The following is a 25,861-nucleotide window of genomic DNA, read 5'->3' on the forward strand; positions in this document are numbered from 1 at the left end:
GTGCTCATGTAACCCGTTACAGTGGTTCAAATATGGCAGCAAAGAGACGTTGAAATCGTTTCGGTTTTGCCTTGCACGCCGCATTTCGGTCGCCATCTGAGCGCGATGAACCAGATACCTGACTCTCCCTCGCCCGGCTGGCACGGCACCACCATCCTGGCAGTCCGCAAGAACGGTCGCACCGTCATCGCCGGTGACGGCCAGGTCTCGATGGGCCCGACCATCGTCAAGGGTGCGGCCCGAAAGGTACGCGTCTTGGCAGGCGGCAAGGTCGTGGCCGGGTTCGCGGGGGCCACCGCCGACGCCTTCACCCTGATCGAGCGACTTGAGGCCAAGCTGGAGCAGTACCCGGACCAACTGGCCCGCGCCTGCGTGGATCTGGCCAAGGACTGGCGGACGGACCGCTATCTGCGCCGTCTGGAGGCGATGCTGCTGGTCGCGGACAAGACCTCGATCTTCACGGTCACAGGCGTGGGAGATGTGCTGGAGCCGGAATACGGCGTCGCCGCCGTCGGCTCCGGCGGCAACTATGCCCTGTCCGCCGCCCGCGCCCTGATCGAGGAGACCGATCTCGACGCCGAACAGGTCGCCCGCAAGGCAATGAAGATTGCCGCCGAAATCTGCGTCTACACCAATGGAAACCTGACGGTGGAAAGCCTCTGATGACCGACCTTTCCCCCCGCGAGATCGTCTCTGAACTGGACCGATTCATCGTCGGCCAGAACGATGCCAAGCGCGCCGTGGCCGTGGCCTTGCGCAATCGCTGGCGCCGCAAGCGCGTGCCCGACGATCTGCGCGACGAGGTGACGCCCAAGAACATCCTGATGATCGGGCCGACCGGCGTGGGCAAGACCGAGATTGCCCGGCGTCTGGCCAAGCTGGCCGGTGCGCCGTTCATCAAGGTGGAGGCGACCAAATTCACCGAGGTCGGCTATGTCGGTCGCGACGTGGATCAGATCATGCGCGACCTGGTCGAGGCCGCGCTGATCATGGTGCGCGACAGCCGCCGCATCGGCGTAAAGGCTAAGGCCGAGGCCGCCGCCGAGGAGCGCATCCTGGACGCTTTGGTCGGACCGGGATCGCAGCCCGCCACCCGCGACAGCTTCCGCAAGAAGCTGCGGGCCGGCGAACTGGACGAGAAGGAAGTTGAGCTGTCGCTGGCCGACACCGCCTCGCCCATGCAGGGGCTGGACCTGCCCGGCGGCGGAAATGTCGGCATGATCAACCTGTCCGAAATGCTGGGCAAGCTGGGCGGGCAACGCACCAAAACTGTCAAGCTGGCGGTTCGCGATGCCATGGAGCCCCTGATCACCGAGGAGAGCGACAAGCTGCTGGATCAGGACAGCCTGACCCGCGAAGCCCTGTCGCTGGCCGAGAACGAGGGCATCGTCTTCCTGGACGAAATCGACAAGGTCGCGGCTCGCCAGGGGGCGTCCGGGGCCGACGTCTCGCGCGAAGGGGTACAGCGCGACCTGCTGCCCCTGATCGAGGGGACTACGGTCTCGACCAAGTACGGCCCGGTGAAGTCGGACCATGTGCTGTTCATCGCCTCAGGCGCCTTCCACGTCGCCAAGCCCAGCGATCTGCTGCCCGAGCTTCAGGGACGGCTGCCGATCCGGGTCGAGCTGAAGGCTCTGACGCGTGACGACTTCGTGCGCATCCTGACCGAGCCCGAGGCCAATCTGATCCGCCAGAACCAGGCCCTGCTGGCGACGGAGAACGTCACTCTGACCTTCACCCCCGACGCGGTCGAGGCCATGGCTGACGCGGCGGTGGCGGCCAATACCACCATCGAGAACATCGGGGCGCGGCGACTTCAGACCGTGATGGAAAAGGTGCTGGAAGAGACCAGCTTTAAGGCCTCGGACCTGGCGGGCCAGACCGTCAGCTTCGACGGCGACCAGGTGCGCGACAAGGTCGGCGACCTGGCCCGCGATGCGGACCTGAGCCGCTTCATCCTCTAGCCGCCTGACTTGAATCCAGAACGAAGGCGGAACATAAGGGCGGGTGTCCGAGCTTCTGTCCATCGACCTGGTCTTCAGCCGCCCGCAGACGACCCTGGCCGTCACGCGCGGCGCGGCGCGGTTGATGATCGACCTGGGTTATGCGCCGCTGCTGGAGGTCGGCCTGCCCAACGGGCGGCGCGCCGATGTTATGGCCATCGGGCGGCGGGGCGACATCGTCATCTGCGAGGTCAAGTCAGGCATCGAGGACTATCGCGTCGACCGGAAATGGGGGGAATACGCCCCCTTCTGCGATGCCTTCTTCTTCGCCGTTGCGCCCGAGTTCCCGCAAGAGGTGCTGTCGGACACGCCCGGCCTGATCGTCGCCGACGGCTTTGGCGGGGCGGTGGTGCGCGAGGCCCCGGTGACGCCGCTGGCCCCGGCGCGGCGCAAGGCCCTGACGCTGGCCTTCGCCCGGCTGGGGGCGCTCCGAACCCTGCGCGATCAGCCGGCGGGCTGAGCCGGCGCGTCGACCGGACCGCTTTCGCCCGCGCTCATGATCGCCGCCGTCGAGGCCGCGCAGCCGGTCAGGGTCCGCTCGCCCAGTTCGACGATTGCGGTCAGGGGATAGGTCCGGTCGCTCATGCCGTCCGAGCATTCGGTGGCGGTCAGGGTGACCTTCATGGGCTGTCCATCGGTGGCCGCGGCCTCGAACATCGCCACCGTGCCTTGGACCACCGCGGCCGGTTGCGGGGCACGCAGCTCGCCCGGCTCGGGGCTGGTGTAGATCATGTCGGTGCCGTTCAGCTCCAGGCTCCAGAACGGCTCGGTGCCTAGGGCCCGGACCGGCTGGCTGAGATCGACGCCCGCCAGTGTCGGCGGCGGGGTCGCGACGCCGGCGGCCTTGATCTCCACGTCATCCGAGCGTGAACAGGCGGCGACAGCAAGACAGGACAAAGCGGCAACGACGAGCGAACGCATGGCGAATATCTCCTAGAGCCAGCCCTTGTGCCTGAACCAGGCCAGCGGGAGAAGGGCGGCCACCACCATGGCTATGAGCGCCGCCGGATAGCCCCAGCCCTGGGCCAGCTCGGGCATGTGCTGGAAGTTCATGCCATAGATCGAGGCGATCAGGGTCGGCGGCATAAAGGCCACGGCCGCCACCGAGAAGATCTTGATGATCGACGACTGTTCGATGTTGATCAGCCCCAGCGCCGCCGACAGCTGGAAATTGATCGAGGCGGCCACCGACTGATTGTGCGCGATCAGGCTTTGCGCATCGCGCGTCAGGGAACGGAGGTGCTCGCGCGAGTCCGGATGTTGCTCGATCCCGGGGTCCAGCGCGGCGAAGGCGAAGATGCGGGCCAGGCCCGACAGGCTTTGTTCGATGCGGGCATTGGCGATCTGGGCCCGGCCCAGCTTGCCGATCAGCCGGTCGAAGCCGACCGTGCGCCCGCCCGTGAAGATGTGATTGGCCACCGCCTCCACCCGCGCCCCGTTCTTGGACAGAACGTCCGACGCGCGATCCACGATCGCCTCCATCAGATTCAGGAAGACGTCGACGCCCGTATCGCAGGCCGAGGGCTCGCGCTGCAGCTTTTCGATCGTCATCTGGAACGGCTTGGGATCGAAATAGCGCACGGTCACCAGCGGCCCGCCGGTGAGGGCGAAGGTCACCGGGTCGGCGGCCGGTATGTCCTCGTCGCCGCGATGGATGATGTCGGCGGTGACATAGGTGGCCCCGTTCTCGCGGTACAGGCGGCTGGAGGCCTCCAGTTCGGCCATCTCAGCCTTGGTCGGTACCGACAGAGACAGAAACCGCTCGACGATGCGATCCTCCTCCGGCGTCGGGTCGATCAGGTCGATCCAGACGGCGTTGGCAGGCAGGGTCCAGCCTTCGCTGGCTACCTCCACCGGTTCGCAGCGTCGTCCGTCGGAGCAATAGATATGGATCATGGGCCTGGTTAGCCCGGCGGCGTCAGCCGATCAATTCAGACCGTTGGTCGAGGCGGATGCCATGATCACGCCGTTCCGCGACGGTGCCTGATACGGGGTCGGTCCCTCGGCAGGCGCATCCTTGTAGATGAAGCCATAGGTCGGATAGACCGAGGTGCCCAGATCGTTGATCGGATTGTACCAGACCTTGACGGCGGTCCAGTCGCCATTGGCCGAGACGTCCACGACGGTGACGTTTTCCTCGACCTGGCCGCGGCTGCCGCCCCAGTTGGCGTGGGTAACGCGGATCACGCGATCGGTAACGATTTCGGAGACAACGGCGACATGGCCCCGGCTCATGCGGCCGCTGGGGCGGAAGGCCAGGACCGATCCGGTCTGCGGGCGCTCGCCGGTAGCATATTTGCCTTGAGCCTGACCCCACCAGGTCAGGGCGTCGCCGTAGATGTTGATGCCCGAGAACATGCGGGCGAAAGTCACGCACTGCCAATAGGGCGCATCGGCCTGAACGGAGGGTGCGGCGACCAGGGCGGAAACACCAAGAGTCAATGCAACCAGGGCGGCCGAGAGGCGTTTCAGCATGCGGTTTAGTCCGGATTGTTACTGACTGTAACCAGACCTAACCGATCGTCTCCGAAGGTTGAAGACCCCTTTCGGCATTTTTCTTCTGTGTCTTCGCCGCAGCTACGCGCGCCGAACGCCGATCCGCCATGCCGCGCAAAGCCTTGCGGGCCGGGCGTTCGATCAGGTAATAGGTGCCCGCCGCCACCACCGGAATGAGGGCCACAACGCCCAGCCACACGATTACGTGAAGTCGATCCTCTGCGCCCGTCGCCTTGGCCGCCAGGTTGACCCCGACCAGCAGGACCGGTGCGTTGACCATGTAGATCGAATAGCTGATCTCGCCCAGATAGACGCCGGCCGCCGAGGCCATCAGCCCGCCCCTGGCGTTCTGGACCGAGCCCAGCGCAAGGATCAGCCCGCCCGCGAACAGCACGATAATCGGGTCCCAGGCGTTCAACGAGGCGGCGATCACCATGCCCGCCGCGCAGGCCCCCGCGATCCAGCCCGCATAGGGCAGCATCCAGCGCCGATGGATCAGATAGAGCGCGCACCCCAGCATGAAACACGGCACGATCCGCAGCGCGCCCCACAGGAAGGTCGCCTGGGTCAGGGAAAACCCGGCCAGCGGCTGGAAGACGGCATAGATGGCCAGGGCCAGACCTGCTGCCAGAACGGTCGCCAGCACCGGACGCTCGCGCAATCGCCAGGCGACGAAGGCGAAGGCGGGAAAACTCAGATAGGCGAACCACTCCGCCGAGATCGACCAGGACGGATGGTTGAAGGCCGCCGACGGGGCCAGACCCCAGGCCTGGGTCAGGGTCAGGTGGGCGAACAGCGAGCGCCAGTCCAGCAGGCTGTCGCTGACCGCGATCCCGGCCACGGTCGCGCCAAGACCCAGGGCGATCATGCCGAACAGGGTCGCCAGATGCAGCGGATAAACCCTCGCCAGCCGCGCCCACAGGAAGCCGCCGTAGGAGAAGCGCTTCGTTCCCGCTCCTTCCAGATAGACATGGCTGAGGATGAAGCCGGACAGGATGAAGAAGGTCTCGACGCCCAGATAGCCTTTGGCCACGACATTGGGCGTGAAAGCCACGTCCAGATGCGGCCAGGCGGCGAACAGCACGACCCACAGGGCCGCGAAGAACCGCAGAGTGGTCAGGGCGCGCAGGTCAGCCGGAGCCTCCTGACCGAGGGTCGGGATCGAAGTCATGCCAAAAGGCTACAACCTCAGGCTCTAGGAACCGTTAAACCTGCGCCGCTGGCCTCAGGCCGCGCATTCCGCCGGCTTGGTTTCGCCCGGCCCGTATTGGCCACAGGCGCGGTCGATCTCGCCCTGGATCATCGTGCAGGGATTGCCGGCATTGCAGGGCGGACGGGTTGCCGGGCTGACAGCAATGCACCGCTCGACCAGCCGGGCCGAAGCCTGGGCTCCGACCTCGGCCAGACAGGAACCGGGCGCGGCCGCAGCCTGATCGCCCGGCGTCGCGCCCTCGGAGGGAGAAACCTCTTCCTGAGGCGGCGCATCGACCGGCATTTCGGCGCTCGGGGCCGCGATGACCTCTTCACCGCCCTTGGCCTCGTCGATGTCCGGCGTGGAGGCATTCTGTCCGCAGGCAGACAGCGCCAGCGAAAGGCAGGCAACGGCGAGAAGAGGCAGACGCATCATGAGGCTCCATGCGATCGGGCGACCTGCCACCTTAGGCACGGTTCAGCCCGCGACGAAACCCGCGCCCTGCACCTGCCGACTGGTTAGACGCGGCCCAGAGCCTGTCTTTGCAAGGCAAACAGCTCGGCGCACCCGCCCTCGGCCAGCTGGAACAGCCGATCGAACTCGCCCCGGCTGAAGCCGCGCTTCTCGCCCGTGGCCTGGATTTCGACGATGGTGCCCGAGCCGGTCAGGACGAAGTTGCTGTCAGCCTCGGCATTGGAATCCTCTTCATAATCGAGGTCCAGCACCGGCTGGTCGCCGCAGACGCCACAGCTGATGGCTGCGACTTGGTCCAGAATCGGGTCGGTCTTCAGCACGCCCTCGGCCCGCAGGTAGTCGAAAGCCGATGCCATGGCGACCCAGGCCCCGGTAATCGCCGCCGTGCGCGTGCCCCCGTCAGCCTGGACCACGTCGCAGTCCAGCACCACCTGCCGCTCGCCCAGTGCCTTCAGATCGACGACAGCGCGAAGCGACCGCCCGATCAGACGCTGGATTTCCTGGGTCCGGCCCGATTGCTTGCCCGCAGCCGCCTCACGACGGCCGCGCGTGTGGGTAGCGCGGGGCAACATGCCGTACTCTGCCGTCACCCAGCCCTGGCCCGAATTGCGCATCCAGCCCGGCACCTTGTCCTCGACCGAGGCAGTGACCAGAACCTTGGTGTGGCCGAAGGTGACCAGGCACGAACCCTCCGCATAACGGTTGACGCCGGTCTCCAGCGTCACGGCACGAAGCTGTTCAGGGGTGCGGCCGGAGGGGCGGAGCGAGACGGTCATGAGAGGGTCCTTGGAGACGACAGGCGCGCTGCTTATCCTGAAACCATGACCGTGTCCCCCCCAGCCAGCCACGACGTAACCTTGCGCCCGGCGACGCTCGATGACGTGCCGATCCTGACCGCCTGGGACCGCGAGCCTCACGTCATCGCCTGTTCCAACGACGATCCGGATGCCGATGTCGCCTTCGGCAGCGACTGGGCCGACGAGGTCTCCAACTCGGCCTACGAACTGACTTATCTGATTGCCGAGGTGGATGGGCGGCCCGTCGGCGTGATGGCCGTCTGCGATCCACACACTGAACCCAGTCATTACTGGGGCGAGATCGAGCCTGGACTGCGCGCCATCGACATCTGGATCGGCCCGCCCAAATGGTTGGGGCGCGGCATCGGCACACAGATGATGACGATGATGATCGACCGCTGCTTCGCCGAGGCCGGGGTGACCGCGATCGTCATCGATCCCCTGAACAGCAATACCGCCGCCCAGCGCTTCTACCGGCGCCTCGGCTTCGTCGAGGTCGGTCGCCGCATGTTCGATCAGGACGATTGTCTGGTCATGCGGCTGGAGAAGGCGGACTGGCAATCCAGACAGGCGCTTCAAGCATGACCTTCATCGGCTCTCCTTCCGCCTCTTTGTCTGTGCTCGACAGCCGGGCCCGCGACATTTTCCGTCGCATCGTCGAGGGCTATCTGGAGACCGGAGAACCCGTGGGGTCGCGGACCCTGTCCCTGTCCGGCATCGCCCTGTCGCCCGCCTCAATCCGCAACACCATGCAGGACCTGACCTTGGCGGGCCTGCTGGCCTCGCCCCATACCTCGGCTGGACGAATTCCCACCCATGCGGGCCTGCGGCTGTTCGTCGACGGCCTGCTGGAAATCGGCGACATCGGCACCGAGGAGCGGCGCGAGATCGACGGGCGCCTCGCAGGCCGTGGGCGCGGGTTCGATGAGGCGCTGAACGAAGCCTCGGCCCTGCTGTCCGGGCTCGCCGGTGGCGCGGGCATCGTGGCCAGTCCGGTGCGCGATGCGGGCGTCAAACATGTGGAGTTCGTGGCCCTGGGTAACGATCAGGCCCTGGCGGTGCTGGTCGGCGACGACGGCACGGTCGAGAACCGGCTGATGCCGCTGAAGGCCGGGGTCACGCCCTCAACTCTCCAGGAGGCCTCCAACTTCCTCAACGCCCGGCTGAAGGGCCGCCCCCTGCACGAGGCGCGCACCGAGATGCGCACCGAGCTGGACGCCGCCCGGCGCGAGCTGGATGCCGCCGCCGCTCGCCTGGTCGAGGACGGTCTGGCCGCCTGGTCCGGCGGGGCCGAACGCGAGCGGGCCCTGATCGTGCGCGGCCGCGCCAACCTGTTGCAGGATCGCGAAACGGTCGAGGATCTGGAGCGGGTACGCGTCCTGTTCGACGATCTGGAGCAGAAGGAACAACTGATCGGCCTGCTGGACGGGGTGTCGACGGCCCAGGGCGTGCGCATCTTCATCGGGGCCGAAACCAGACTCTTTTCACTTTCGGGTTCCGCCGTGATCGCGGCGCCCTATATGTCGGGCCGCCAGCGGGTGCTGGGCGCCATCGGCGTCATCGGGCCCGCACGTTTGAACTATGCGCGCATCATCCCGTTGGTGGACTACACCGCCCGGGTGCTGGGCCGAATGCTGGACGGACAAGACACTTGAACGACACCCCCCATCAGGATCCCGAAAGCGGCTGGGACAACGATCCCGAGTTCGAAGCCGTGGACATCCCAGAGGCTCAGCAGGCTGCAGCCGCCGAGGACGATCGGGCCCTGGCCAATATCGACGCCCTGATCGCCGAGCGTGACGAGTGGAAGGACCGCGCGCTTCGCGCCGTCGCCGATGCCGAGAACACCAAGCGCCGCGCCGAGACCCAGAACAACGACGCCCGCGCCTATGCCATCCAGAAGTTCGCCCGCGACCTTCTGGGCGTGGCCGACAATCTGGAACGCGCCCTGATGGCCGCGCCCAAGAACGCCGACGCCGGCGAGGCCGGTCTGGTCACCGGGCTGGAGCTGACCCAGAAATCCCTGTTGTCGGCCTTCGAGGCCAACAACCTCAAGCGCGTGGCCCCCGCGGCGGGCGAGGTCTTCGACCCCCACCTGCACCAGGCCATGATGGAACAGCCGTCCGATACGGTGCCCGGCGGCAAGGTGCTGCAGACGCTCCAGGCCGGTTATGCCCTGTTCGGCCGTACCGTGCGCCCTGCCATGGTCGTGGTTGCCGCCAAGGGTTCAGGTGCTGCGGCCGGCAATGCCGCCTATGCCGCCGAAGGCACAGCCGACGGCGGGCATTTCGACGGCAAGGCCTAGCCCTTCAGCTTGGTTCCGAACAGCGCCAGCAGCTTGGCCCAGCCGTCGGCGGCGTCCGCCGCGCGATAACTGTCACGATAGTCGGCATGGAAGCCGTGCGGGGCGTCGTCATAGACGTCGATCCGGCTCTCGCTCTGCCCAGCCCGTTGCAGCGCCGCGCGCATGGCCTCCACACTGGCCAGGGGAATGCCGCGATCCTGCTCGCCGTACAGACCCAGGACCGGGGCCTTGAGATCCGCCGCCAGATCGACCGGCCAGGGCTGGCCCGACGCCACCTGTTCCGGCGTGGCATTGGCGGCGGGGGCCAGTCGGCCGTACCAGGCCACGCCCGCGTCGATCGCCGCGAACCGCGCCGCCGCCTGCCAGACGACCTTGCCGCCCCAGCAGAAGCCGGTGATGCCGACCTTGTCCGTATTGGCCCAGGCTTGCAGGCTGGCCCATTCCAGGGTGGCGGACAGATCGCCCATGACCTGCTCGTATCCCGCCGCTGCCACGATCTGCTGAATACGGGTCATGTCCGACAGGGGCGCCGGGTCTTCCACGCGAACGAAGAAGGCGGGCGCGATCGCCGCATAACCCGCCTTGGCCAGGCGACGGCAGACGTCACGGATGTATTCGTGCACGCCGAAGATTTCCGACACCACGATGACCACCGGATAGGGGCCGTCGCCTTCGGGCCGTGCGACATAGGCCGGCAGCTGAAAGCCGTCGGGCGCGGCATAGGTCACATCCGCGCTGACCAGCCCTGTGCTGTCCGTCACAACGGGCGCGGCCTGGGCGGCCAGGGCCGCAGGCGCATAGCCGGCGAAAAACAGACCGCCGACCGCGCCCACGCCCAGCGTCCTGCGGCTGAAAATGAGGTCGTCGGCTTCAGGCCCTTCAGGCCGAACCAGGGTGGGCATGGGCGATCTCCGGCGGGTTGGTCGATGACGAAGCCGGGACACTGACCCAAGCCCGACCAGTCGTCCACTCACGAAGGCCGTGACATCATCGTGCGCGGCGCAGGGTCAGGTTGATGCGCCCGCCCCCCGGCACCAGCGTCGACGACCCCGCGATCAGCCGGTCGATCCCGTGCCGCGCCAGTCGTGCCGGGCCCGTCAGGGCGCAAACGTCGCCGGACGCCAACCGCATCGACCGCGTCGGCCCGCCCCCGGCGGCCCCTATCCGGAACACCGCCGTATCCCCCAGCGATACCGACAGCACCGGCGCTGTCAGGTCCGCCTCGTCCCTGTCCTGATGCAGGCCCATCTTCGCCTGCTCCCTGTACAGATTGACCAGACAGGCGTCGGGCGGCTCGGGCCAGCCGGTCAGTTCCGACCACAGGTCCAGCAGCATCGACGGGATCGGCGGCCAGGGCTTTCCCGTCACCGGATGCGTCGCCTGATAGCGATAGCCGCCCCGATCGGAGACCCAGCCCAAGGTGCCCAGATTGGTCATCTGGACGGAGAAGGGCCGCCCGCCGGGCGTTTCCGGCCGATAGAACGGGGCCACCGCCTCGGCCGTCAGCACCACTGCCAGCAGCGTGGCCTGCGCCTGCACCGACAGAGCGCCCGGCCACAGCCGGAAACCTTCGAGACCCGTCTGGATTTCCCGCACAGCATTCACCCCCGAAACTCTATCACCACGCCCGGCCACAACACCCGCTGAATCGCACACAAGGGCTTGCAGGCGGGGGGGTGTTTCCCATATCGGCGACAACCGCTGGAAAACCCCGCATCTCGTGGGGCTATCCATCCGGGACCCTGTAACAGACCAAGACCCTTGAATCGGGGGCGGTCACGCGCGGCGCTTCGCTTGAAAAGGCCGCCGCATCGCCCGCTGAATGGAGTGAAAGACTAGATATGGCCAAGATCATCGGCATCGACCTGGGCACCACCAACTCGTGTGTCGCCGTCATGGACGGCAAGAATCCCAAGGTCATCGAAAACGCCGAGGGCAACCGCACCACGCCCTCCGTCATCGCGATCCAGGAAAGCGGCGAGACCCTGGTGGGTCAGCCCGCCCGTCGCCAGGCCGTGACCAACCCCGCCAACACCTTCTTCGCCATCAAGCGCCTGATCGGCCGCAACTTCGACGACCCCGTGGTCGCGAAGGACAAGGGCATGGTCCCCTATGAGATCGTCAAGGGCCCGAACGGCGACGCCTGGGTGCGCGCCAACGGCAAGGACTATTCGCCCCAGCAGATTTCGGCCTTCACCCTCGGCAAGATGAAGGAGGCCGCGGAGGCCTATCTGGGCGAAAAGGTCACCCAGGCCGTCATTACCGTGCCCGCCTATTTCAACGACGCCCAGCGTCAGGCTACCAAGGACGCCGGCAAGATCGCTGGGCTGGAAGTCCTGCGCATCATCAACGAGCCGACCGCGGCCGCGCTCGCTTATGGCCTGGACAAGAGCGACGGCCAGAAGATCGCCGTCTATGACTTGGGTGGCGGTACCTTCGACGTCTCGATCCTGGAGATCGGCGACGGCGTCTTCGAGGTGAAGTCGACCAACGGCGACACCTTCCTGGGCGGCGAGGACTTCGACCTGCGCCTGGTCGACTATCTGGCTGACGAGTTCAAAAAGGAGCAGGGCGTCGACCTGCGCCAGGACAAGCTGGCTTTGCAACGCCTGAAAGAAGAGGCCGAAAAGGCCAAGAAGGAACTGTCCTCGACGGCCCAGTACGAGGTCAACCTGCCGTTCATCACGATGAACGCCTCGGGCCCCTTGCACCTGAACATCAAGCTGAGCCGCGCCAAGTTGGAAGCCCTGGTCGACGACCTGATCCAGCGCACGATCGAGCCTTGCAAGAAGGCCCTCGCCGATGCGGGCCTGAAGGCGTCCGATATCGACGAGGTCGTGCTGGTCGGCGGCATGACCCGCATGCCCAAGGTCGTGGAAGCCGTGAAGGCCTTCTTCGGCAAGGAGCCGCACAAGGGTGTGAACCCTGACGAGGTCGTGGCCCTGGGCGCCGCCGTTCAGGCCGGCGTTCTGCAAGGCGACGTCAAGGACGTGCTTCTGCTGGACGTGACCCCGCTGACCCTGGGCATCGAGACCCTGGGCGGTGTGTTCACGCCCCTGATCGAGCGCAACACCACCATCCCGACCAAGAAGAGCCAGGTCTTCTCGACCGCCGACGACAATCAGTCGGCCGTGACGATCCGGGTCTTCCAGGGCGAGCGCCCGATGGCGGCCGACAACAAGATCCTGGGTCAGTTCGACCTGATGGGTATTCCGCCTGCACCACGCGGCATGCCCCAGATCGAGGTCGCCTTCGACATCGACGCCAACGGCATCGTGCACGTCACCGCCAAGGACAAGGCGACCAACAAGGAGCAGTCGATCCGCATCCAGGCCAATGGCGGCCTGTCGGATGCCGACATCGACAAGATGGTCAAGGAAGCCGAGGCCAATGCCGAGGCCGACAAGTCCCGCAAGGAACTGGTCGAGGCCCAGAATTCGGCCGACAGCCTGATCCACTCGACCGAAAAGGCCATGGCCGAACACGGCGACAAGATCGAGGGGGCCGACAAGACCGCCATCGAAACCGCCCTGACCGACCTCAAGGCCGCCCGCGACGGGTCCGATCCGGAAGCCATCCGGAGCGCGACCAACACCCTGGCCCAGGCCTCGATGAAGCTGGGCGAGGCCATGTATGCGGCCCAGGCCGGTGGTGAAGGCACCGACGGCGCGGCTCCCGCTGACGACGGCGTGGTCGATGCCGAGTTCGAGGAAGTCGCCCCCGAAGGCACCGCGGACGACGACAAGAAAAGCGCCTGATCGCGCCTGAACCGAAGGGCCCCGTCCGTCGATCGACGGGCGGGGTCTTCCATAAAACTTGCATCATTTCGCCGGACCCCCATGTCAGTCCGGTCAGCCCAGTCCGGTAGCAGAATCTCCAGAAGGAGACGGTCGGACAGGCAGGGGTAAGAGGACGAACGCCGCATGGCGACGCGTGACTATTACGAAATCCTGGAGGTCGAGCGGACCATTGATGCCGCCGGCCTGAAGTCGGCCTATCGCAAGCTGGCCATGACGCACCACCCGGACCGCAACGGCGGCTCGGAGGAGTCCATGGCGCGATTCAAGGAAATCTCCGAGGCCTATACTGTCCTGTCCGATCCCCAGAAACGGGCGGCCTATGACCGGTTCGGTCATGCGGGCGTCAATGGCGGTGGCGGCGGTCAGCAGCAGGGCTTCCACGACGTCAACGACATCTTTTCCCAGGTGTTCGGCGATGCTTTCGGCGACGTTTTCGGCGGTCGCAGCAGTAGCCGTCAGCAGGGGCCTCGCCGCGGTTCGGACCTGCGCTACGACCTCGAGATCACGCTGGAGCAGGCCTACAAGGGGGCTGACGTCGAGATCCGGGTTCCGACGACCGCCACATGCGACACCTGCGACGGGTCGGGGGCCAAGCCCGGCACCCAGCCGACCACCTGCGGCACCTGCGGCGGCGCGGGTCGCGTGCGCCAAGCCAACGGCTTCTTCCAGGTCGAGCGCACCTGCCCCACCTGCGGCGGCTCGGGCCAGATCGCCGATCCCTGCACGACCTGTCATGGCCACGGCCAAGTTCGCAAGAACCGCACCCTAAACCTGAAGGTGCCCGCCGGCGTCGACGACGGTTCCCGCATTCGCCTGTCGGGCGAGGGCGATGCCGGGACGCGCGGCGGCCCGCGCGGCGACCTGTATGTGTTCCTGTCGGTGACGCCGCACGAACTGTTCGAGCGCGACAATCTGGACCTGCTGGTCACTGTCCCCGTCTCCATGACCACCGCCGCCCTGGGCGGCCAGGTCGACGCGCCGTGTCTGGTGTCGGAGGCCTGCGACGGTCGCTGCCGCGCCAATGTGGACGTGCCCGCCGGATCCCAGACCGGCAAGACCGTCCGCATCAAGGGCAAGGGCATGCCCCACCTGAACGGTCGTCAGCGCGGCGATCTGGTGGTCGAACTGTTCGTCGAAACACCCACCGACCTGACCGCGCGTCAGAAGGAACTGCTGGAAGAACTGGCCGCCTCGCTGGGCGAGACCCAGACGCCCCGCAACTCCTCCTTTACCGGCAAGGCCAAGCGCTTCTGGGCCGACATCCTGGGTGACACCGGCAAGGAAACGACGCAGTAGCCGCCCACGGGGCTGGAGCCACGGCGTTTCCGATGCATAATCATCCGGTCCCGGATCGCCATTCGGGCCACCAGCGGGGGACTGTCTTTTGAGCGCCATCTTCCATGCCGGTATTTCCGGAGCCCGGGGCCGCATGGGTCGCGCCGTCTCCGCCGTGCTCGACGCGCGCGAGGATGTCGTGGTTGCCGCCCGCTTCGACCGGGGCGAGACGCCCGATCTGTCCCTGTGCGACGTGGTCATCGACTTCTCGACCGCCGACGCCTCGGTCGAACTGGCCCAGGCCTGCGCGGCCAGGGGCGGTCCTGCCCTGGTCATCGGCTCCACCGGCCTGACGCCAGAACAGGACGCGGAAATCCTCAAGGCCGCCGAACGGATCGCCATCGTCCGCAGCGGCAACTTCTCCCTGGGCGTCAACATCCTGATCGGTCTGGTCGAGCACGCGGCCCAGCGACTGGATGCCCGCGACTGGGACATCGAGATCCTGGAAACCCATCACCGCAAGAAGGTCGATGCGCCTTCGGGCACCGCCTTGATGCTGGGCGAGGCGGCGGCGTCCGGGCGCAACGTCGATCTGGCCGAGGTACGTAGTGCCCCCTACGACGGGGTCGGCGAACCGCGCGAGGCGGGCCGCATCGGCTTTGCCTCCTTGCGCGCCGGCGGGGTGATCGGCGAACACACCGTCCTGTTTGCCTCCGATGACGAGACCCTGACCCTCAGCCATTCGGCCATCGACCGCAGCCTGTTCGCCAAGGGGGCCGTCGCCGCCGCCGCCTGGGTCCGCAGCCGCCCGCCCGGCCTCTATGACATGCAGGACGTCCTCGGCTTCCGTCAGGCCTGACGGCGACGCGTGACACGCCAGGGTACCAGCTACGGCATGGCGCTGCGTGCCGCGGCAGCGTTCAGCTTTTCCCTGATGTACGCCCTGATGAAATGGGCCGCGTCCCTACAGCCGTTATCGGCCGGAGAGATGGTCTTCTATCGATCGCTCTTCGGCCTGCCGATCGTATTGCTGTGGGTGTTCGGCACCGGGGGCGGTCTGGCTGCGATCTCGACCCGCAGACCCACGGTCCATGTCTGGCGGGGGGCGCTCGGCGTGTCGGGCATCTTTCTGATCTTTCAGGGGCTGCGCCTGCTACCGCTGGCGGATGCCACGACAATCGGCTTCACGGCTCCGATCTTCGCGACCCTCCTGTCCATTCTGTTGCTGAAGGAGACGGTGGGACGGCATCGCTGGACCGCCGTCATCGTCGGCTTTCTGGGCGTATTGCTCATGGTCCGTCCCGGTGCGGTAGGCGCGCCGCCCCTGATCGGCGTGCTGTTTGCGCTGGGCGGAGCCTTCGTCGCCGCCTCCGTCACCGTCACCCTGCGCCAGCTGGGCAAGACCGAGACGGCGACCGCCATCGTTTTCTGGTTCTTCATGGCCTGCCTGATCGTCGGCGGAGCTTTGACCGTGATCGAGGGCCGAACCCTGGAATGGACGGTTCTGGCCATCCTCGCCGCAGGTGGTCTGGCTGGCGGGCTGGCGCAAATCCTGATGACGACCTCGCTGCGGCACGCGCCGGTGTCCGCGCTCGTGCCGCTGGACTATCTGCAACTGGTTGGAGCCGTGGTGCTGGGCTGGGCCCTGCTCAGCGACGCCCCCACACTGGCGACCCTGGCCGGGGCGTCTCTGATCGCCGGGAGCGGTCTCTATACCGCCTGGCGCGAGCGCGTGCTGAGGCGCGAGGTCACCCCCGCAGCGGGCTAGAGATCGGCCCTAACGTCCCGTGGAGCCAAAGCCGCCGGTGCCGCGAACCGTGTCATCCAGCGTCTCGACCTCGACCACCTCGGCCTGTTCGTGCCGGGCGATGACCAGCTGGGCGATGCGTTCGCCGCGGCGGATCACGAACGGCTCCTGGCCATGGTTGATCAGGATGACCCCGACCTCTCCGCGATAGTCGCTGTCGATCGTGCCGGGCGAGTTCAGACAGGTCAGGCCGTGTTTCAACGCCAGACCCGACCGGGGCCGTACCTGGGCCTCATAGCCCTGATCCAGCGCGATCTTCAGCCCCGTCGGCACCAGCGTCCGGGCGCCCGGCTCCAACGTCAGCGGCGCGTCCTCCGGCACGGCCGCCCGCAAGTCCATGCCCGCCGAACCGGTCGTCTCGTAAGCCGGGAGGGCCAGACCTTCGGCATGCGGCAGGCGCTGGATACGCAGGATCGTCATGGGCGGTGTCTCTCAGGCCTTGAAATGATCGGCGATGCGGGCGGCCAGCTTGCGGGCCACCTCGACCTTGCTCTGGCGCGGCCAGCGGTCGGGTGCCGCATCACAGGTAAACAGAGTCACGGCATTACCGTCGGCACCGAACACATCGTCGGACACGTCATTACCGACGATCCAGTCGCAGCCCTTGCGCGACAGCTTCGCCCGGGCGTTGGCCTCCAGCTCTGTGGTCTCCGCCGCAAACCCCACCACCAGTCTGGGCCTGTTCGGGCCGGGAGCGGACACGCCCGCCAGAATGTCCGGGTTTTCGATCAGGGCCAGCGACGGCGGTCCGCCCGGTGCCTTCTTGATCTTGCCCGACGCCACGCCATCCACCCGCCAGTCGGCCACGGCGGCACTCATCACCGCGATATCGGCGGGCAGGTTCGCCTCCACCGCCGCCTTCATGTCCTGCGCCGTCTCGACCCAGACCCGCGTCACCCCGACCGGTGCAGCCAGAGCCACCGGCCCCGATACCAACGTCACGGTCGCGCCCAGACCCGCGAGAGCCTCGGCGATCGCATAGCCCTGTTTGCCGCTGGAGCGATTGGTCAGACCGCGCACCGGATCGATCGGCTCGAACGTCGGCCCCGCCGTCACCACCGCCGTGCGACCGACCAGGGGCCTGCCGTCCGGCCCCGCCAGCAACCCTTCGATGGCAGACAGGATCGCGGCCGGCTCGGCCATGCGCCCGGGCCCGAACTCGCCACAGGCCATCTCGCCCTCGTCCGGCCCAACGACTGTCACGCCGTGAAAGCCATCGAAGCCCTTCAGCCGCACGACATTGGCCTGAACTGCGGGATGCAGCCACATCCGTACATTCATGGCCGGGGCCAGCAGGACCTTCTTGTTCGTCGCCAGCAGTGTGGTCGAGGCCAGGTCGTCGGCCATACCATTCGCCGCCTTGGCGATCAGGCCCGCCGTCGCTGGCGCGACCACCACCAGATCGGCCCAGCGCGACAGTTCGATATGGCCCATGGCCGTCTCGTCTTCGGGCATGAATAGCGCCTGGCGCACAGGATGGCCGGTCAGGGCCGCCAGCGACATGGGCGTGACGAACTCGGCCCCGGCGGACGTCAGGACGCTCATGACCTCGACCCCGGCCTTCTTCAGCAGGCGCACCAGCTCAAGCGCCTTGTAGGCCGCGATGCCGCCGCCGACGATCAGCAGGACCTTGCGGCCAGTCAGGGAGGGCTGAGTCATGGTTCCCCTCTAGCGAGGCTGGGCGACAGCGTCGAGTGACGGTTGCGCAAAATAGAACATTGCAAGAACACAGAACCTGTGATTACCCTCGTGGCGGTGGGTTCAACCGGGAGGGTTTCATGAGTATCACCGAAAAGACATTGATTGGCGCACTGGCACTCACAGCCATCATGGCTCTTGGGGCGTGTGGCAATGGCGACTCCGCAGTCGAAACCCGCGATCGATCTGCCGATATCCCACAAGCCGTCATGACCAGTGGTCCCGCCCCGGATGACCAGGCAACGACCGCGTCGGCGGAACCAAAGCCGGTCCTGACTGCCAATCGGCGTGAAACGGTGGATGCCAAGACGGCGCGTCTGTTTCAGACCAATGGAGCCGATTTCGGGGCGGCTACGCCCGAAGCCTATCTGGCCAAGGTCGAGCAATTCACGCGCAATCCACCGACGGGCACAGAGCGTGTCGAACGGCCCAATGGCGACGTCCTGCTGTATCAAGCGTCCACCAACACCTTCGCGGTTGTCTCGCGCGACGGCGTGCCCAAAACGATGTTCAAGCCGCGTGATGGGGCCAGCTACTGGGCCGAGCAGAAAGAGCGCGCCCCGACCTTCGGACAGCGCCGAGCCTCTGGATCGTCAGACTAGGTTACAGATTGACCCGCCGGGCGCGTCAGCTCTCGGCGGGTTCCGGTCGGTCGGCCATGTCCCGGATCAGGTCCAGCGCAAGTTTCTGCTGGCGCGTCGACAACTGCGGGGCCAGGCGTCCGATCTCAATGGTATAACGGGTGGCGGGGTGATCGTGCTCGAAGCTCGCCGACTCTTCCGCTACGCCCGTGGCCGGTGACCCGGTCAGGCCTTCGAAGAAATAGCCGATATCGACCTTGAAGAAGCGGGCGATGTCCCAGAGCTTGGACGCGGAGACCCGGTTGGTCCCTTTTTCGTATTTCTGGATTTGCTGGAACGTCAATCCAAGCGCGCGACCCAAGTCACTTTGATTATAGCCGAGCGCCAGACGTTTCTCGCAGACCCTGCGACCGACATGCCGGTCCACCGGATGGGGTCCGTCTTCTCCAGTTCCTCTCGCCATCGCTGATGCATCCTTGCGTCCGACTCACGCCTGAATGCGCTCAGCCAATCTGTCTGTCACCATGGAAATTGCGGTTGAGAACGCAGATTCTCAACCCGGATTGCAAAAAAACCATCGGTTTTCACCTACGACGCGAATAGCGCTGCCGTTCGCGTCTTTCAGACCTGCCTGCGTCTGTCTTGGGCACGACCGAAGATGGCGGCAACGAACCCGGTTCCTATCAGGAGCCAGAACGTCAAATCGCCCAAACGACCATAGGCAGTGATGGTCGTGGGACGAGGCAGGACAGCATCTATCAGGCCACTTTCACCACTGCCCAACGCCTTGCCATCGATCACCCGTCCCCAAGGATCGATCATGGCCGAGGTGCCCGTCGGCGTGGAACGCACGACCGGCAAACCCGTCTCGATCGCGCGATAGCTGGCGAGGTTGAGGTGCTGCAGCGGCCCCGATGTCGCCCCGAACCAGGCGTCGTTTGAGATGTTCAGAATCCAGTCCGGCCTGTTCGACCCCGCCGTGGTGAAGCCGGGATAAAGGCTCTCGTAACAGATCAGGGGCTGGGCGCGCGGGGCACCCGGAATGTCGATCGGGGCGGGACGGGGACCGGCGCTGAAATCCGTCGGCATGTGGGTCAGGGCTCGCACGCCCAGCGCGCCCATCAACCGCCCGGCCGGCAGATACTCGCCGAACGGCACCAGCCGGTATTTGTCATAGGCCGCCGACACCGCCGGTGAAGGACCGCCCAGATTCTGAACGACCAGCAGGCTGTTGTAATAGCGCCCGCCCTCCGGCACCGACGGATCGGGCTCGCCGATGCCCAGGCCCATCAACAGCGTTTGCCCAGGCTTGAGCGCGCTCTGGATGGAGGCAGCCTCCCACGCCCCGGCAGCGAAGACGTCGTTGCCGGACGCAGGCAGCGAGCCCTCCGGCCAGATGACAAGGTCAGGTGTCACGGCGCCGGGCTGGGCGGTCAAATCGACATAGCGCCGAACGATTCCTTCGTAGGCTTCCGGCGTCCATTTGGAGGCCTGGGCCACATTGGCCTGGACGATGCGAACCGTGGTGTCGGTCAGCTCCAGCCGCGCCTGCCACAGCCGGATCGAGCCGCCCACCACCAGAGCTGCGATGACCAGCGTGCCCAGGGCCGCCGTCACGATCCGTCCGCGTCGCGGTCCGGCACTGAACAGAGGACCGAAGGCAGCAGCCGCCCCGACCGTCAGTACGCTGAGGCCATAGACGCCGCCGATGGCCGCGAACTGCGACGCTGCCGACCCCGCCTTCCAGCTGGCCCCCGCCGGGTTCCACGGAAATCCCGTCAGCACATGGCCGCGCAGCCACTCCAACAGGCAGAACAGGGCCGTGAACACCAGCACCCGCTGCAGACCCTTTGGGCCGAACCGGCGATACAACGCCGTCGCCGTCCCCCAGAACAGGCCCAGCCCCGCAGGCAGGGCCGAGGCCGCGAACGGTGCCATCCAGGCCTGGGCAGGATTGACCAGAAACGCCTCGGCCACCCACCAGCAACTGATCAGGAAATAGGCGAACCCCGCCAGCCAGCCCATCCAGAAGGCCCCGCGCGTCGTGGCCGATCGCTCGGACAGGATCATCAGCAGGGCATATCCGAACAGACCGGGCAGGATGCCAAACGGCGGATGTGCCAGCGCTGCGCCGGCACCGGCCAGCATGGCCAGGGCAATCCGCACCCAGCGCAGACCCCGGCCACTCGACCGAGCAGCGGCGGGCGGTGTCGTCATCGGTGCGGTATCAGGCGCGGTCTGGCTCATTGACGCTGTATGGGTCGGCGATGCCCAGGCTGGCAAGCAGGCGACGCTCTTCGGCCTCCATGGCCTCCGCCTCGTCGTCGATCTCGTGGTCGTAGCCCAGCAGATGCAGAACGCCGTGGATGGTCAGATGACTGAGATGATCCGAGAGGGACTTGCCCTGCTCCATCGCCTCGGCCGCGCAAACGCCGTACGCGAGGATCAGATCGCCCAGATGCGGGCGGGCGCTGTCCGGAGCCGGAAAGGACAGGACATTTGTGGGCCGATCCTTGTCACGGAATTGTCCATTGATGTGCTGCACATGAGCATCGTCGGCCAGCAGGACGACCACGTCACCGGCCGTGTCGCGCAATGCCACGGATGCCGCGCGCTCGACCACGGCGACAACGTCAGCCACGGCCTTGGACCAGGCCTCGTCGTCGATCTCGACCTCGATCATGCAGGGCCGGTGTCTTCGAGGTCGGCGGGCAGGCGTTTGCCCGCAGCGTCGGCGTCATAGGCCCGCACGATCCGCTCGACCATGGCATGGCGCACCACGTCGGTGGCCTCGAACTCCAGCACGCCGACGCCCTTTACGTCCCGCAAGATGCGCAGAGCATGAGCCAGACCGCTGTCACGCGGGTTCAGCAGATCGACCTGCGACGGGTCGCCCGTGACAACCATCCGGGCCCCCTCCCCCAGCCGGGTCAGGACCATCTTCATCTGCAGGCGCGAGGTGTTCTGGGCCTCGTCGACGATGACGAAGGCATGGCTGAGCGTGCGGCCGCGCATGAAGGCGATGGGCGCGGCCTCGATCTCGCCCTTGTCGCGTCTGCGCTGGACGTCCTCGGCCCCCAGAATATCGTTCAGCGCCTCCCAGATTGGGGCCAGATAGGGATCGACCTTCTCGTTCAGGTCGCCGGGCAGAAAGCCCAGCTTCTCGCCCGCCTCCACCGCCGGACGGGTGATGACCAGCCGGTCCACCTGACCTCGTCGCAACAGATTGGCTCCGTAGGCGGCCGCCAGAAACGTCTTGCCGGTGCCCGCCGGACCCACGCCGAACGACAGCTCGCACCGCGCCAGGGTTTCCAGATAGCGCGCCTGGGCATTGGTCTTGGGCACGATGGCCCCGCGCTTGCCGATGGGCAGGGCCATCAAATCGCCGGTCGAGCGCCCGCCGCCGCGCACCTCGCCCAAGGCGGCGCGCACGTCAGCCTCGGTCACGGTGGCCCCCTTGGCCGCCCTTTCCGCCAGGGTCTGGATCACCTGTTTCGCATTGGCGCGATCCCGGGCCCCGCCGTTGATCGACACGCCCCCGCCCGGAGCCTCGACCAGCACCTTGAACGCATCCTCGATCAGGGCGACATAGCGACTGTTGGGGCCCGTCACGGCACGAACAGCTGCATCATCCAGCGCCAGAAACTCCGTTTCCCGAGCCATCAATATCCTTTGTAATCACCGGGCAGCTGCCCGGTCAGACTGTTCTGCTCGCCGCTGGCGATGAAAACCGGAACGATCTGGCCGATCAGATGATCCGCGTCCTCGACATGGACCGACTGCAGATAGGGCGAGCGGCCGATGGCCTGATTGCGCCGACGACCCTTCTTCTCGAACAGGACGTCGAAGGTGCGCCCACCCTGCGCCGCGTTGAAGGCCGCCTGCTGTTCCAGCAATAATGCCTGAAGCGCATGAAGCCGCGGCCGGGCCACGGCATCGGGTACCTGGGCTCCCATCGTCGCGGCGGGCGTTCCGGGACGGGGCGAATACAGGAAGGAGAAGGCGCTGGCGTAGCGGACGCGCCGGACCAGATCCATCGTGTCCTCGAAATCGCGATCCGTCTCGCCGGGAAAGCCGACGATGAAGTCGCCGGACAGGGCGATGTCAGGCCGCGCTTCGCGGATGCGGTCGATCAGGTCGAAATATTTCTGACGCCCGTGCTTGCGGTTCATGAGCCGCAACAGCCGGTCCGAGCCCGACTGCACTGGCAGGTGCAGATAGGGCATCAGCTGCGGCAGCTCGCCATGTGCGGCGATCAGATCGTCGGACATGTCATTGGGATGGCTGGTCGTATAGCGGATACGGTCCAGGCCGGGTATCTCGGCCAGGGCATGTACCAGCCGCGCCAGGCTCGACGGCTTGCCGTCTATCCCCTCCCCATCATAGGCATTGACGTTCTGACCCAGCAGGGTGACCTCGCGCACGCCCCGAGCCGCCAGTTCGCGCGCTTCGGCCAGGACCGCCGCTACCGGACGCGACCATTCGGCCCCGCGCGTATAGGGCACCACGCAAAAGGTGCAGAACTTGTCGCACCCCTCCTGCACCGTCAGGAAGGCGGTCACGCCCGTGCCGCCTCGCCCCGTCGGTAGGGCGTCGAACTTGTCGTTCGGCGCAAAGTCGGCCCCGATCCGCTCGCCTCGTGCCCGCGCCGTCCGGGTCAGCAGTTCCGGCAGCTGATGATAGGCCTGGGGGCCAACAACCAGATCGACAGCAGGTTGACGGCGCATGATCTCCTCGCCCTCGGCCTGGGCGACACAGCCCGCGACGGCGATGGTCATGCCGCGACCGGAGGCGGCACGGTCGCCCTTCATCTCGCGCAGCTTGCCGAGCTCGGAATAGACCTTCTCGGCCGCCTTCTCGCGGATGTGGCAGGTGTTCAATATGACGAAATCCGCGCCCTCGGCGGTATCGGTCGTGGCATAGCCCAGCGGGCGCAGCACATCGGCCATGCGCTCGCTGTCATAGACATTCATCTGGCAGCCATAGGTCTTGATGAACAGGCGCTTGGGCGCAGCGTCCGTCGTATCGGCCGCAGGCGGGACGAGGGTATCGGTCATGGGCGACTATCTAGTCGCAGACGACGCCGGACGCCATGCGTGGCTGAAGCGGGCGTGGCTCAGCTGTCGATTGTGGCGGGATCGACCCGGGCGGCGTGACGCGTGAAGATCAGCCCCTCGCGCCCCGACGGCTCGGCTCCTTCGATGGCCTTGCCATAAAGCTCCAGCTTGTGGCCGACCAGTTCGAAGCCCAGCCGCTGGGCGATCTCGGATTTCAGACGCTCGATTTCGGCGTCGAAGAATTCGATCACCTCGCCGGTCTTGGTGTCGATCAGATGATCGTGGTGGTCGTCGCCAGCCTCTTCATAGCGGCTGCGACCGTCGCCGAAGTCGTGCTTCTCGACCACGCCCGCCTCTTCGAACAGGCGCACGGTGCGATAGACGGTGGCGATGGAGATGTGCGGGTCGATCGCCGAGGCGCGACGGTATAGTTCCTCGACGTCTGGATGATCCTCGGCGTTCGACAGCACCCGCGCGATGACGCGCCGCTGTTCGGTCATGCGCATGCCGCGCTCGGCGCAGAGTTTCTCGATCCGGTCCATGGAGACGCAGGATAGTGGGCCAGGGCCGTCTAGGGAAGCGGTTGCGTCAGTGTCTTCGTCAGCACCAAGGCGTCGACGCGCGACCCGCCCCGACGCCCATAATATCCGGCCCGGCGACCGGCCTCCGCGAAGCCTGCCCTGGCGTAGAGCGCACGCGCGGCGACATTGTCCTCTGCGACCTCCAGAAACAGGCGTGTGGCCCCCCGGTTCATCGCATCGACGGACGCCTGTTCGACCAGACGCAGGCCCAGTCCCGCCTGCCGCGCCGCCGGGCGCACGGCCAGGGTCAGGATTTCCGCCTCATCGGCGACGGCCCGCATCAGGATGAAGCCGTCGGCGGCTTCCAGCGCAAAGACGCCGGATTGATCCAGCAGATCGTCGAAAGCCTTTGCATCCCAGGGCGACTCGAAAGCCTGGGCATGCAGATCAGCCAGACGCGCCGCGGTCGTGGGCCCTCGCACAACTGGCGCGATGGAAGTCGTCACGAGCGGGCGACCCTGGCCTGACCGGGAAGGCGCGTCGGCGGTGTCGCGTCCGGTGCGCGGAGATAGAGAGGAAGGGGCGGATGAGCCTGCGGATCGACCGCCGCCGTCAGCCGCGCCATAGCCGCAGGATCGGGTCCCTCAAGCGGATGGATCATCACATGGCCCGAGCCCTCGCCGACAAGAGCAGCCCCGGAGCCGACCAGATGGACGCGATCGTCCGCCGCTAGAGGCGCACTCGTTTCCAACTCGGCGACAAAGGCGCGCGCGTCATCGACCGCCCAGGCTTCTGCAGGGCCGACCGCGACACCCGCTCTCCACGCCCGACCATAGACCTGCCCGCGCCGCGCATCGATCAGGGCGACCACTGTCTGCGCCTGTTCGACCGAGGCCTTCAGGGCGTCGAGTGACGACACTCCCACCACAGGAATACCGAGCGCCGCGCCCAGACCCTGCGCAAAGGCCAAGCCGACCCGCAGGCCCGTGAACGACCCCGGACCGACGGTGACGCCGATCCGATCCAGCGCCTGAAAGCCCCCGCCCGCCTCGGCCACGGCATCTCGCGCCATGCCCGCCATCCGTTCGGAATGGCCGCGCGTCATGCCTTCCGAGCGCAGGCCGAACACCTTCACGTCAGAGCCGTCCGTCTCGAACACCGCTGCGGTGCACAGTCCCAATGCCGTGTCTAGGACCAGTACCCTCATGCTGGACGATCTCCAGACGGGAGGTATCTCGCCGTCATAGAACCTGTTCGACCCGCGTCACCTCGGGCACGTAATGCTTCATCATCTGCTCGACGCCGGACTTCAGGGTGGCGGAGGATGAGGGACAGCCCGAACAAGCGCCCCGCAGTCGCAGCGACAGTACCCCCGTCTCTTCGTCGAAACTGTCGAACAGGATGTCGCCACCGTCCTGGGCTACGGCGGGGCGAATGCGGCTGTCGAGCAGTTGCTTGATCTCGGCCACGACCTCGGTGTCGTCGCCATCGGGGCTGGAACTGTCGAAATCGCCGCCGCGCATCAGGGGGGCACCCGAGACGAAGTGATCCATGATGGCCGCCAGGATAGGGGCCTTCATCTGGGTCCACTCCAGACCCTGCGGCTCGCGTGTCACCGAGATGTAGTCCTGTCCGTAGAAGACGCCGGTCACGCCCTCCAGCGCGAACAGCGCCTCGGCCAGCGGCGAGACCGATGCCTCATTCGACGTCAGGAACTCGTGCGGCTCGGCCGAGACGTCGCGCCCCGGCAGAAACTTCAGGACGTTTGGGTTCGGGGTGGGTTCGGTCTGGATGAACATGGCTGCTAAGTGCGCCCGGCACACTCGGTGTTCAAGGCCTTGGAGCAACAAGCCAA

Annotated in this window: 30 protein-coding genes; 11 read left to right on the forward strand and 19 right to left on the reverse strand. The window is 66.4% G+C overall.

Features of this window, described 5'->3' with window-relative positions:
• The first annotated feature begins 105 nt into the window (after positions 1-105).
• The 3 genes from hslV to mmcB are packed head-to-tail and all read left to right on the forward strand — an operon-like array spanning position 106 to position 2,463.
• Entirely contained in the window at positions 106-663 is a 558-nt protein-coding gene (hslV, locus tag ACE3TH_RS05545; RefSeq protein ID WP_374598155.1) for an ATP-dependent protease subunit HslV, read from the forward strand.
• Entirely contained in the window at positions 663-1,964 is a 1,302-nt protein-coding gene (gene hslU, locus ACE3TH_RS05550; RefSeq protein WP_374598157.1) for an ATP-dependent protease ATPase subunit HslU, read from the forward strand. Before hslV ends, hslU begins: the two co-directional genes overlap by 1 nt.
• Before the next feature lie 55 nt (positions 1,965-2,019).
• Positions 2,020-2,463 (forward strand): DNA repair putative endonuclease MmcB, encoded by a 444-nt coding sequence (mmcB, locus tag ACE3TH_RS05555; protein WP_374598549.1) that lies wholly within the window; start codon positions 2,020-2,022, stop codon positions 2,461-2,463.
• On the opposite strand, the gene ACE3TH_RS05560 is transcribed toward mmcB, so the two are convergent.
• The 6 genes from ACE3TH_RS05560 to rph all read right to left on the reverse strand — a co-directional run bounded on the left by ACE3TH_RS05560 (position 2,448) and on the right by rph (position 6,941).
• The gene (locus tag ACE3TH_RS05560) at positions 2,448-2,924 is read right to left on the reverse strand and encodes a COG3650 family protein (protein WP_374598159.1); all 477 of its coding nucleotides are present in this window, start codon (positions 2,922-2,924) and stop codon (positions 2,448-2,450) included. The genes mmcB and ACE3TH_RS05560 overlap by 16 nt on opposite strands.
• A 12-nt stretch (positions 2,925-2,936) precedes the next feature.
• Positions 2,937-3,899 (reverse strand): magnesium transporter CorA family protein, encoded by a 963-nt coding sequence (locus tag ACE3TH_RS05565; protein WP_374598161.1) that lies wholly within the window; start codon positions 3,897-3,899, stop codon positions 2,937-2,939.
• Positions 3,900-3,929: 30 nt separating this feature from the next.
• Positions 3,930-4,478: a CHAP domain-containing protein gene (locus tag ACE3TH_RS05570; protein WP_374598163.1), complete on the reverse strand. Its 549-nt coding sequence runs from the start codon at positions 4,476-4,478 to the stop codon at positions 3,930-3,932.
• Positions 4,479-4,515: 37 nt separating this feature from the next.
• Positions 4,516-5,670 carry an acyltransferase family protein gene (locus tag ACE3TH_RS05575; protein WP_374598165.1) on the reverse strand — a complete coding sequence of 385 codons (1,155 nt, stop codon included), beginning with the start codon at positions 5,668-5,670 and terminating at the stop codon, positions 4,516-4,518.
• A gap of 54 nt (positions 5,671-5,724) precedes the next feature.
• Entirely contained in the window at positions 5,725-6,123 is a 399-nt protein-coding gene (locus tag ACE3TH_RS05580; RefSeq protein ID WP_374598167.1) for a hypothetical protein, read from the reverse strand.
• Between the two features lie 86 nt (positions 6,124-6,209).
• Complete coding sequence (gene rph / locus ACE3TH_RS05585; protein WP_374598169.1) at positions 6,210-6,941, reverse strand: ribonuclease PH; 732 nt, start codon at positions 6,939-6,941, stop codon at positions 6,210-6,212.
• 45 nt (positions 6,942-6,986) lie between these two features.
• On the opposite strand from rph, the gene ACE3TH_RS05590 reads away from it, so the two are divergent.
• From ACE3TH_RS05590 to grpE, 3 genes are read left to right on the forward strand one after another with little or no spacing between them, the layout of a single operon-like run.
• Positions 6,987-7,547: a GNAT family N-acetyltransferase gene (locus tag ACE3TH_RS05590; protein WP_374598171.1), complete on the forward strand. Its 561-nt coding sequence runs from the start codon at positions 6,987-6,989 to the stop codon at positions 7,545-7,547.
• Positions 7,544-8,617, forward strand: a complete 1,074-nt coding sequence (gene hrcA / locus ACE3TH_RS05595) for a heat-inducible transcriptional repressor HrcA (RefSeq protein WP_374598173.1) — start codon at positions 7,544-7,546, stop codon at positions 8,615-8,617. The genes ACE3TH_RS05590 and hrcA overlap by 4 nt, the downstream gene beginning before the upstream one ends.
• 59 nt (positions 8,618-8,676) lie before the next feature.
• Positions 8,677-9,267: a nucleotide exchange factor GrpE gene (gene grpE, locus ACE3TH_RS05600; RefSeq protein WP_374598551.1), complete on the forward strand. Its 591-nt coding sequence runs from the start codon at positions 8,677-8,679 to the stop codon at positions 9,265-9,267.
• Here grpE and ACE3TH_RS05605 read toward each other — a convergent pair.
• Together ACE3TH_RS05605 and ACE3TH_RS05610 are read right to left on the reverse strand one after the other, a co-directional pair.
• A complete protein-coding gene (locus ACE3TH_RS05605; protein WP_374598175.1) occupies positions 9,264-10,169 on the reverse strand; it encodes a dienelactone hydrolase family protein in 906 nt (301 codons plus the stop codon). The genes grpE and ACE3TH_RS05605 overlap by 4 nt on opposite strands.
• An 85-nt stretch (positions 10,170-10,254) precedes the next feature.
• Entirely contained in the window at positions 10,255-10,872 is a 618-nt protein-coding gene (locus tag ACE3TH_RS05610; protein WP_374598177.1) for an alpha-ketoglutarate-dependent dioxygenase AlkB, read from the reverse strand.
• 236 nt (positions 10,873-11,108) lie between these two features.
• Between ACE3TH_RS05610 and dnaK the strand changes: the two genes are divergently transcribed.
• The 4 genes from dnaK (at position 11,109) to ACE3TH_RS05630 (ending at position 16,110) form a co-directional block, all read left to right on the forward strand.
• On the forward strand, positions 11,109-13,025 hold the full coding sequence (dnaK, locus tag ACE3TH_RS05615; RefSeq protein ID WP_374598179.1) for a molecular chaperone DnaK: 1,917 nt from the start codon (positions 11,109-11,111) through the stop codon (positions 13,023-13,025).
• A gap of 165 nt (positions 13,026-13,190) precedes the next feature.
• On the forward strand, positions 13,191-14,363 hold the full coding sequence (gene dnaJ, locus ACE3TH_RS05620) for a molecular chaperone DnaJ (protein WP_374598181.1): 1,173 nt from the start codon (positions 13,191-13,193) through the stop codon (positions 14,361-14,363).
• A gap of 88 nt (positions 14,364-14,451) precedes the next feature.
• Positions 14,452-15,201, forward strand: coding sequence for a 4-hydroxy-tetrahydrodipicolinate reductase (dapB, locus tag ACE3TH_RS05625; RefSeq protein WP_374598183.1), 750 nt, complete (start codon positions 14,452-14,454; stop codon positions 15,199-15,201).
• Positions 15,202-15,210: 9 nt separating this feature from the next.
• Complete coding sequence (locus ACE3TH_RS05630) at positions 15,211-16,110, forward strand: DMT family transporter (RefSeq protein WP_374598185.1); 900 nt, start codon at positions 15,211-15,213, stop codon at positions 16,108-16,110.
• Positions 16,111-16,119: 9 nt separating this feature from the next.
• On the opposite strand, the gene dut is transcribed toward ACE3TH_RS05630, so the two are convergent.
• Positions 16,120-16,569: a dUTP diphosphatase gene (dut, locus tag ACE3TH_RS05635; protein WP_374598187.1), complete on the reverse strand. Its 450-nt coding sequence runs from the start codon at positions 16,567-16,569 to the stop codon at positions 16,120-16,122.
• Between the two features lie 12 nt (positions 16,570-16,581).
• Positions 16,582-17,808: a bifunctional phosphopantothenoylcysteine decarboxylase/phosphopantothenate--cysteine ligase CoaBC gene (gene coaBC, locus ACE3TH_RS05640; RefSeq protein WP_374598189.1), complete on the reverse strand. Its 1,227-nt coding sequence runs from the start codon at positions 17,806-17,808 to the stop codon at positions 16,582-16,584.
• Positions 17,809-17,927: 119 nt separating this feature from the next.
• Between coaBC and ACE3TH_RS05645 the strand changes: the two genes are divergently transcribed.
• The gene (locus tag ACE3TH_RS05645) at positions 17,928-18,449 is read left to right on the forward strand and encodes an S-type pyocin family protein (RefSeq protein ID WP_374598191.1); all 522 of its coding nucleotides are present in this window, start codon (positions 17,928-17,930) and stop codon (positions 18,447-18,449) included.
• A gap of 25 nt (positions 18,450-18,474) precedes the next feature.
• Here the strand turns inward: ACE3TH_RS05645 and ACE3TH_RS05650 are convergent, their stop codons facing one another.
• From ACE3TH_RS05650 to ACE3TH_RS05690, 9 genes are all read right to left on the reverse strand, one after another.
• Entirely contained in the window at positions 18,475-18,855 is a 381-nt protein-coding gene (locus tag ACE3TH_RS05650; RefSeq protein WP_374598193.1) for a helix-turn-helix domain-containing protein, read from the reverse strand.
• 194 nt (positions 18,856-19,049) lie between these two features.
• A complete protein-coding gene (gene lnt / locus ACE3TH_RS05655) occupies positions 19,050-20,675 on the reverse strand; it encodes an apolipoprotein N-acyltransferase (RefSeq protein ID WP_374598195.1) in 1,626 nt (541 codons plus the stop codon).
• A complete protein-coding gene (ybeY, locus tag ACE3TH_RS05660; protein ID WP_374598196.1) occupies positions 20,656-21,111 on the reverse strand; it encodes an rRNA maturation RNase YbeY in 456 nt (151 codons plus the stop codon). Before ybeY ends, lnt begins: the two co-directional genes overlap by 20 nt.
• On the reverse strand, positions 21,108-22,091 hold the full coding sequence (locus tag ACE3TH_RS05665) for a PhoH family protein (RefSeq protein ID WP_374598198.1): 984 nt from the start codon (positions 22,089-22,091) through the stop codon (positions 21,108-21,110). The genes ybeY and ACE3TH_RS05665 overlap by 4 nt, the downstream gene beginning before the upstream one ends.
• Positions 22,091-23,485 (reverse strand): tRNA (N6-isopentenyl adenosine(37)-C2)-methylthiotransferase MiaB, encoded by a 1,395-nt coding sequence (miaB, locus tag ACE3TH_RS05670; RefSeq protein WP_374598200.1) that lies wholly within the window; start codon positions 23,483-23,485, stop codon positions 22,091-22,093. The genes ACE3TH_RS05665 and miaB overlap by 1 nt, the downstream gene beginning before the upstream one ends.
• Before the next feature lie 59 nt (positions 23,486-23,544).
• Positions 23,545-24,027, reverse strand: a complete 483-nt coding sequence (locus tag ACE3TH_RS05675; protein ID WP_296167627.1) for a Fur family transcriptional regulator — start codon at positions 24,025-24,027, stop codon at positions 23,545-23,547.
• A 29-nt stretch (positions 24,028-24,056) separates the two neighbouring features.
• Positions 24,057-24,512 (reverse strand): ribosomal protein S18-alanine N-acetyltransferase, encoded by a 456-nt coding sequence (rimI, locus tag ACE3TH_RS05680; protein ID WP_374598203.1) that lies wholly within the window; start codon positions 24,510-24,512, stop codon positions 24,057-24,059.
• On the reverse strand, positions 24,509-25,213 hold the full coding sequence (gene tsaB, locus ACE3TH_RS05685) for a tRNA (adenosine(37)-N6)-threonylcarbamoyltransferase complex dimerization subunit type 1 TsaB (protein WP_374598205.1): 705 nt from the start codon (positions 25,211-25,213) through the stop codon (positions 24,509-24,511). Before tsaB ends, rimI begins: the two co-directional genes overlap by 4 nt.
• A gap of 34 nt (positions 25,214-25,247) precedes the next feature.
• A complete protein-coding gene (locus ACE3TH_RS05690) occupies positions 25,248-25,805 on the reverse strand; it encodes a NifU family protein (protein WP_374598207.1) in 558 nt (185 codons plus the stop codon).
• Positions 25,806-25,861 lie beyond the last annotated feature (56 nt).

The sequence above is a fragment of the Brevundimonas sp. genome (assembly GCF_041919755.1).
Classification (GTDB): Bacteria; Pseudomonadota; Alphaproteobacteria; order Caulobacterales; family Caulobacteraceae; genus Brevundimonas.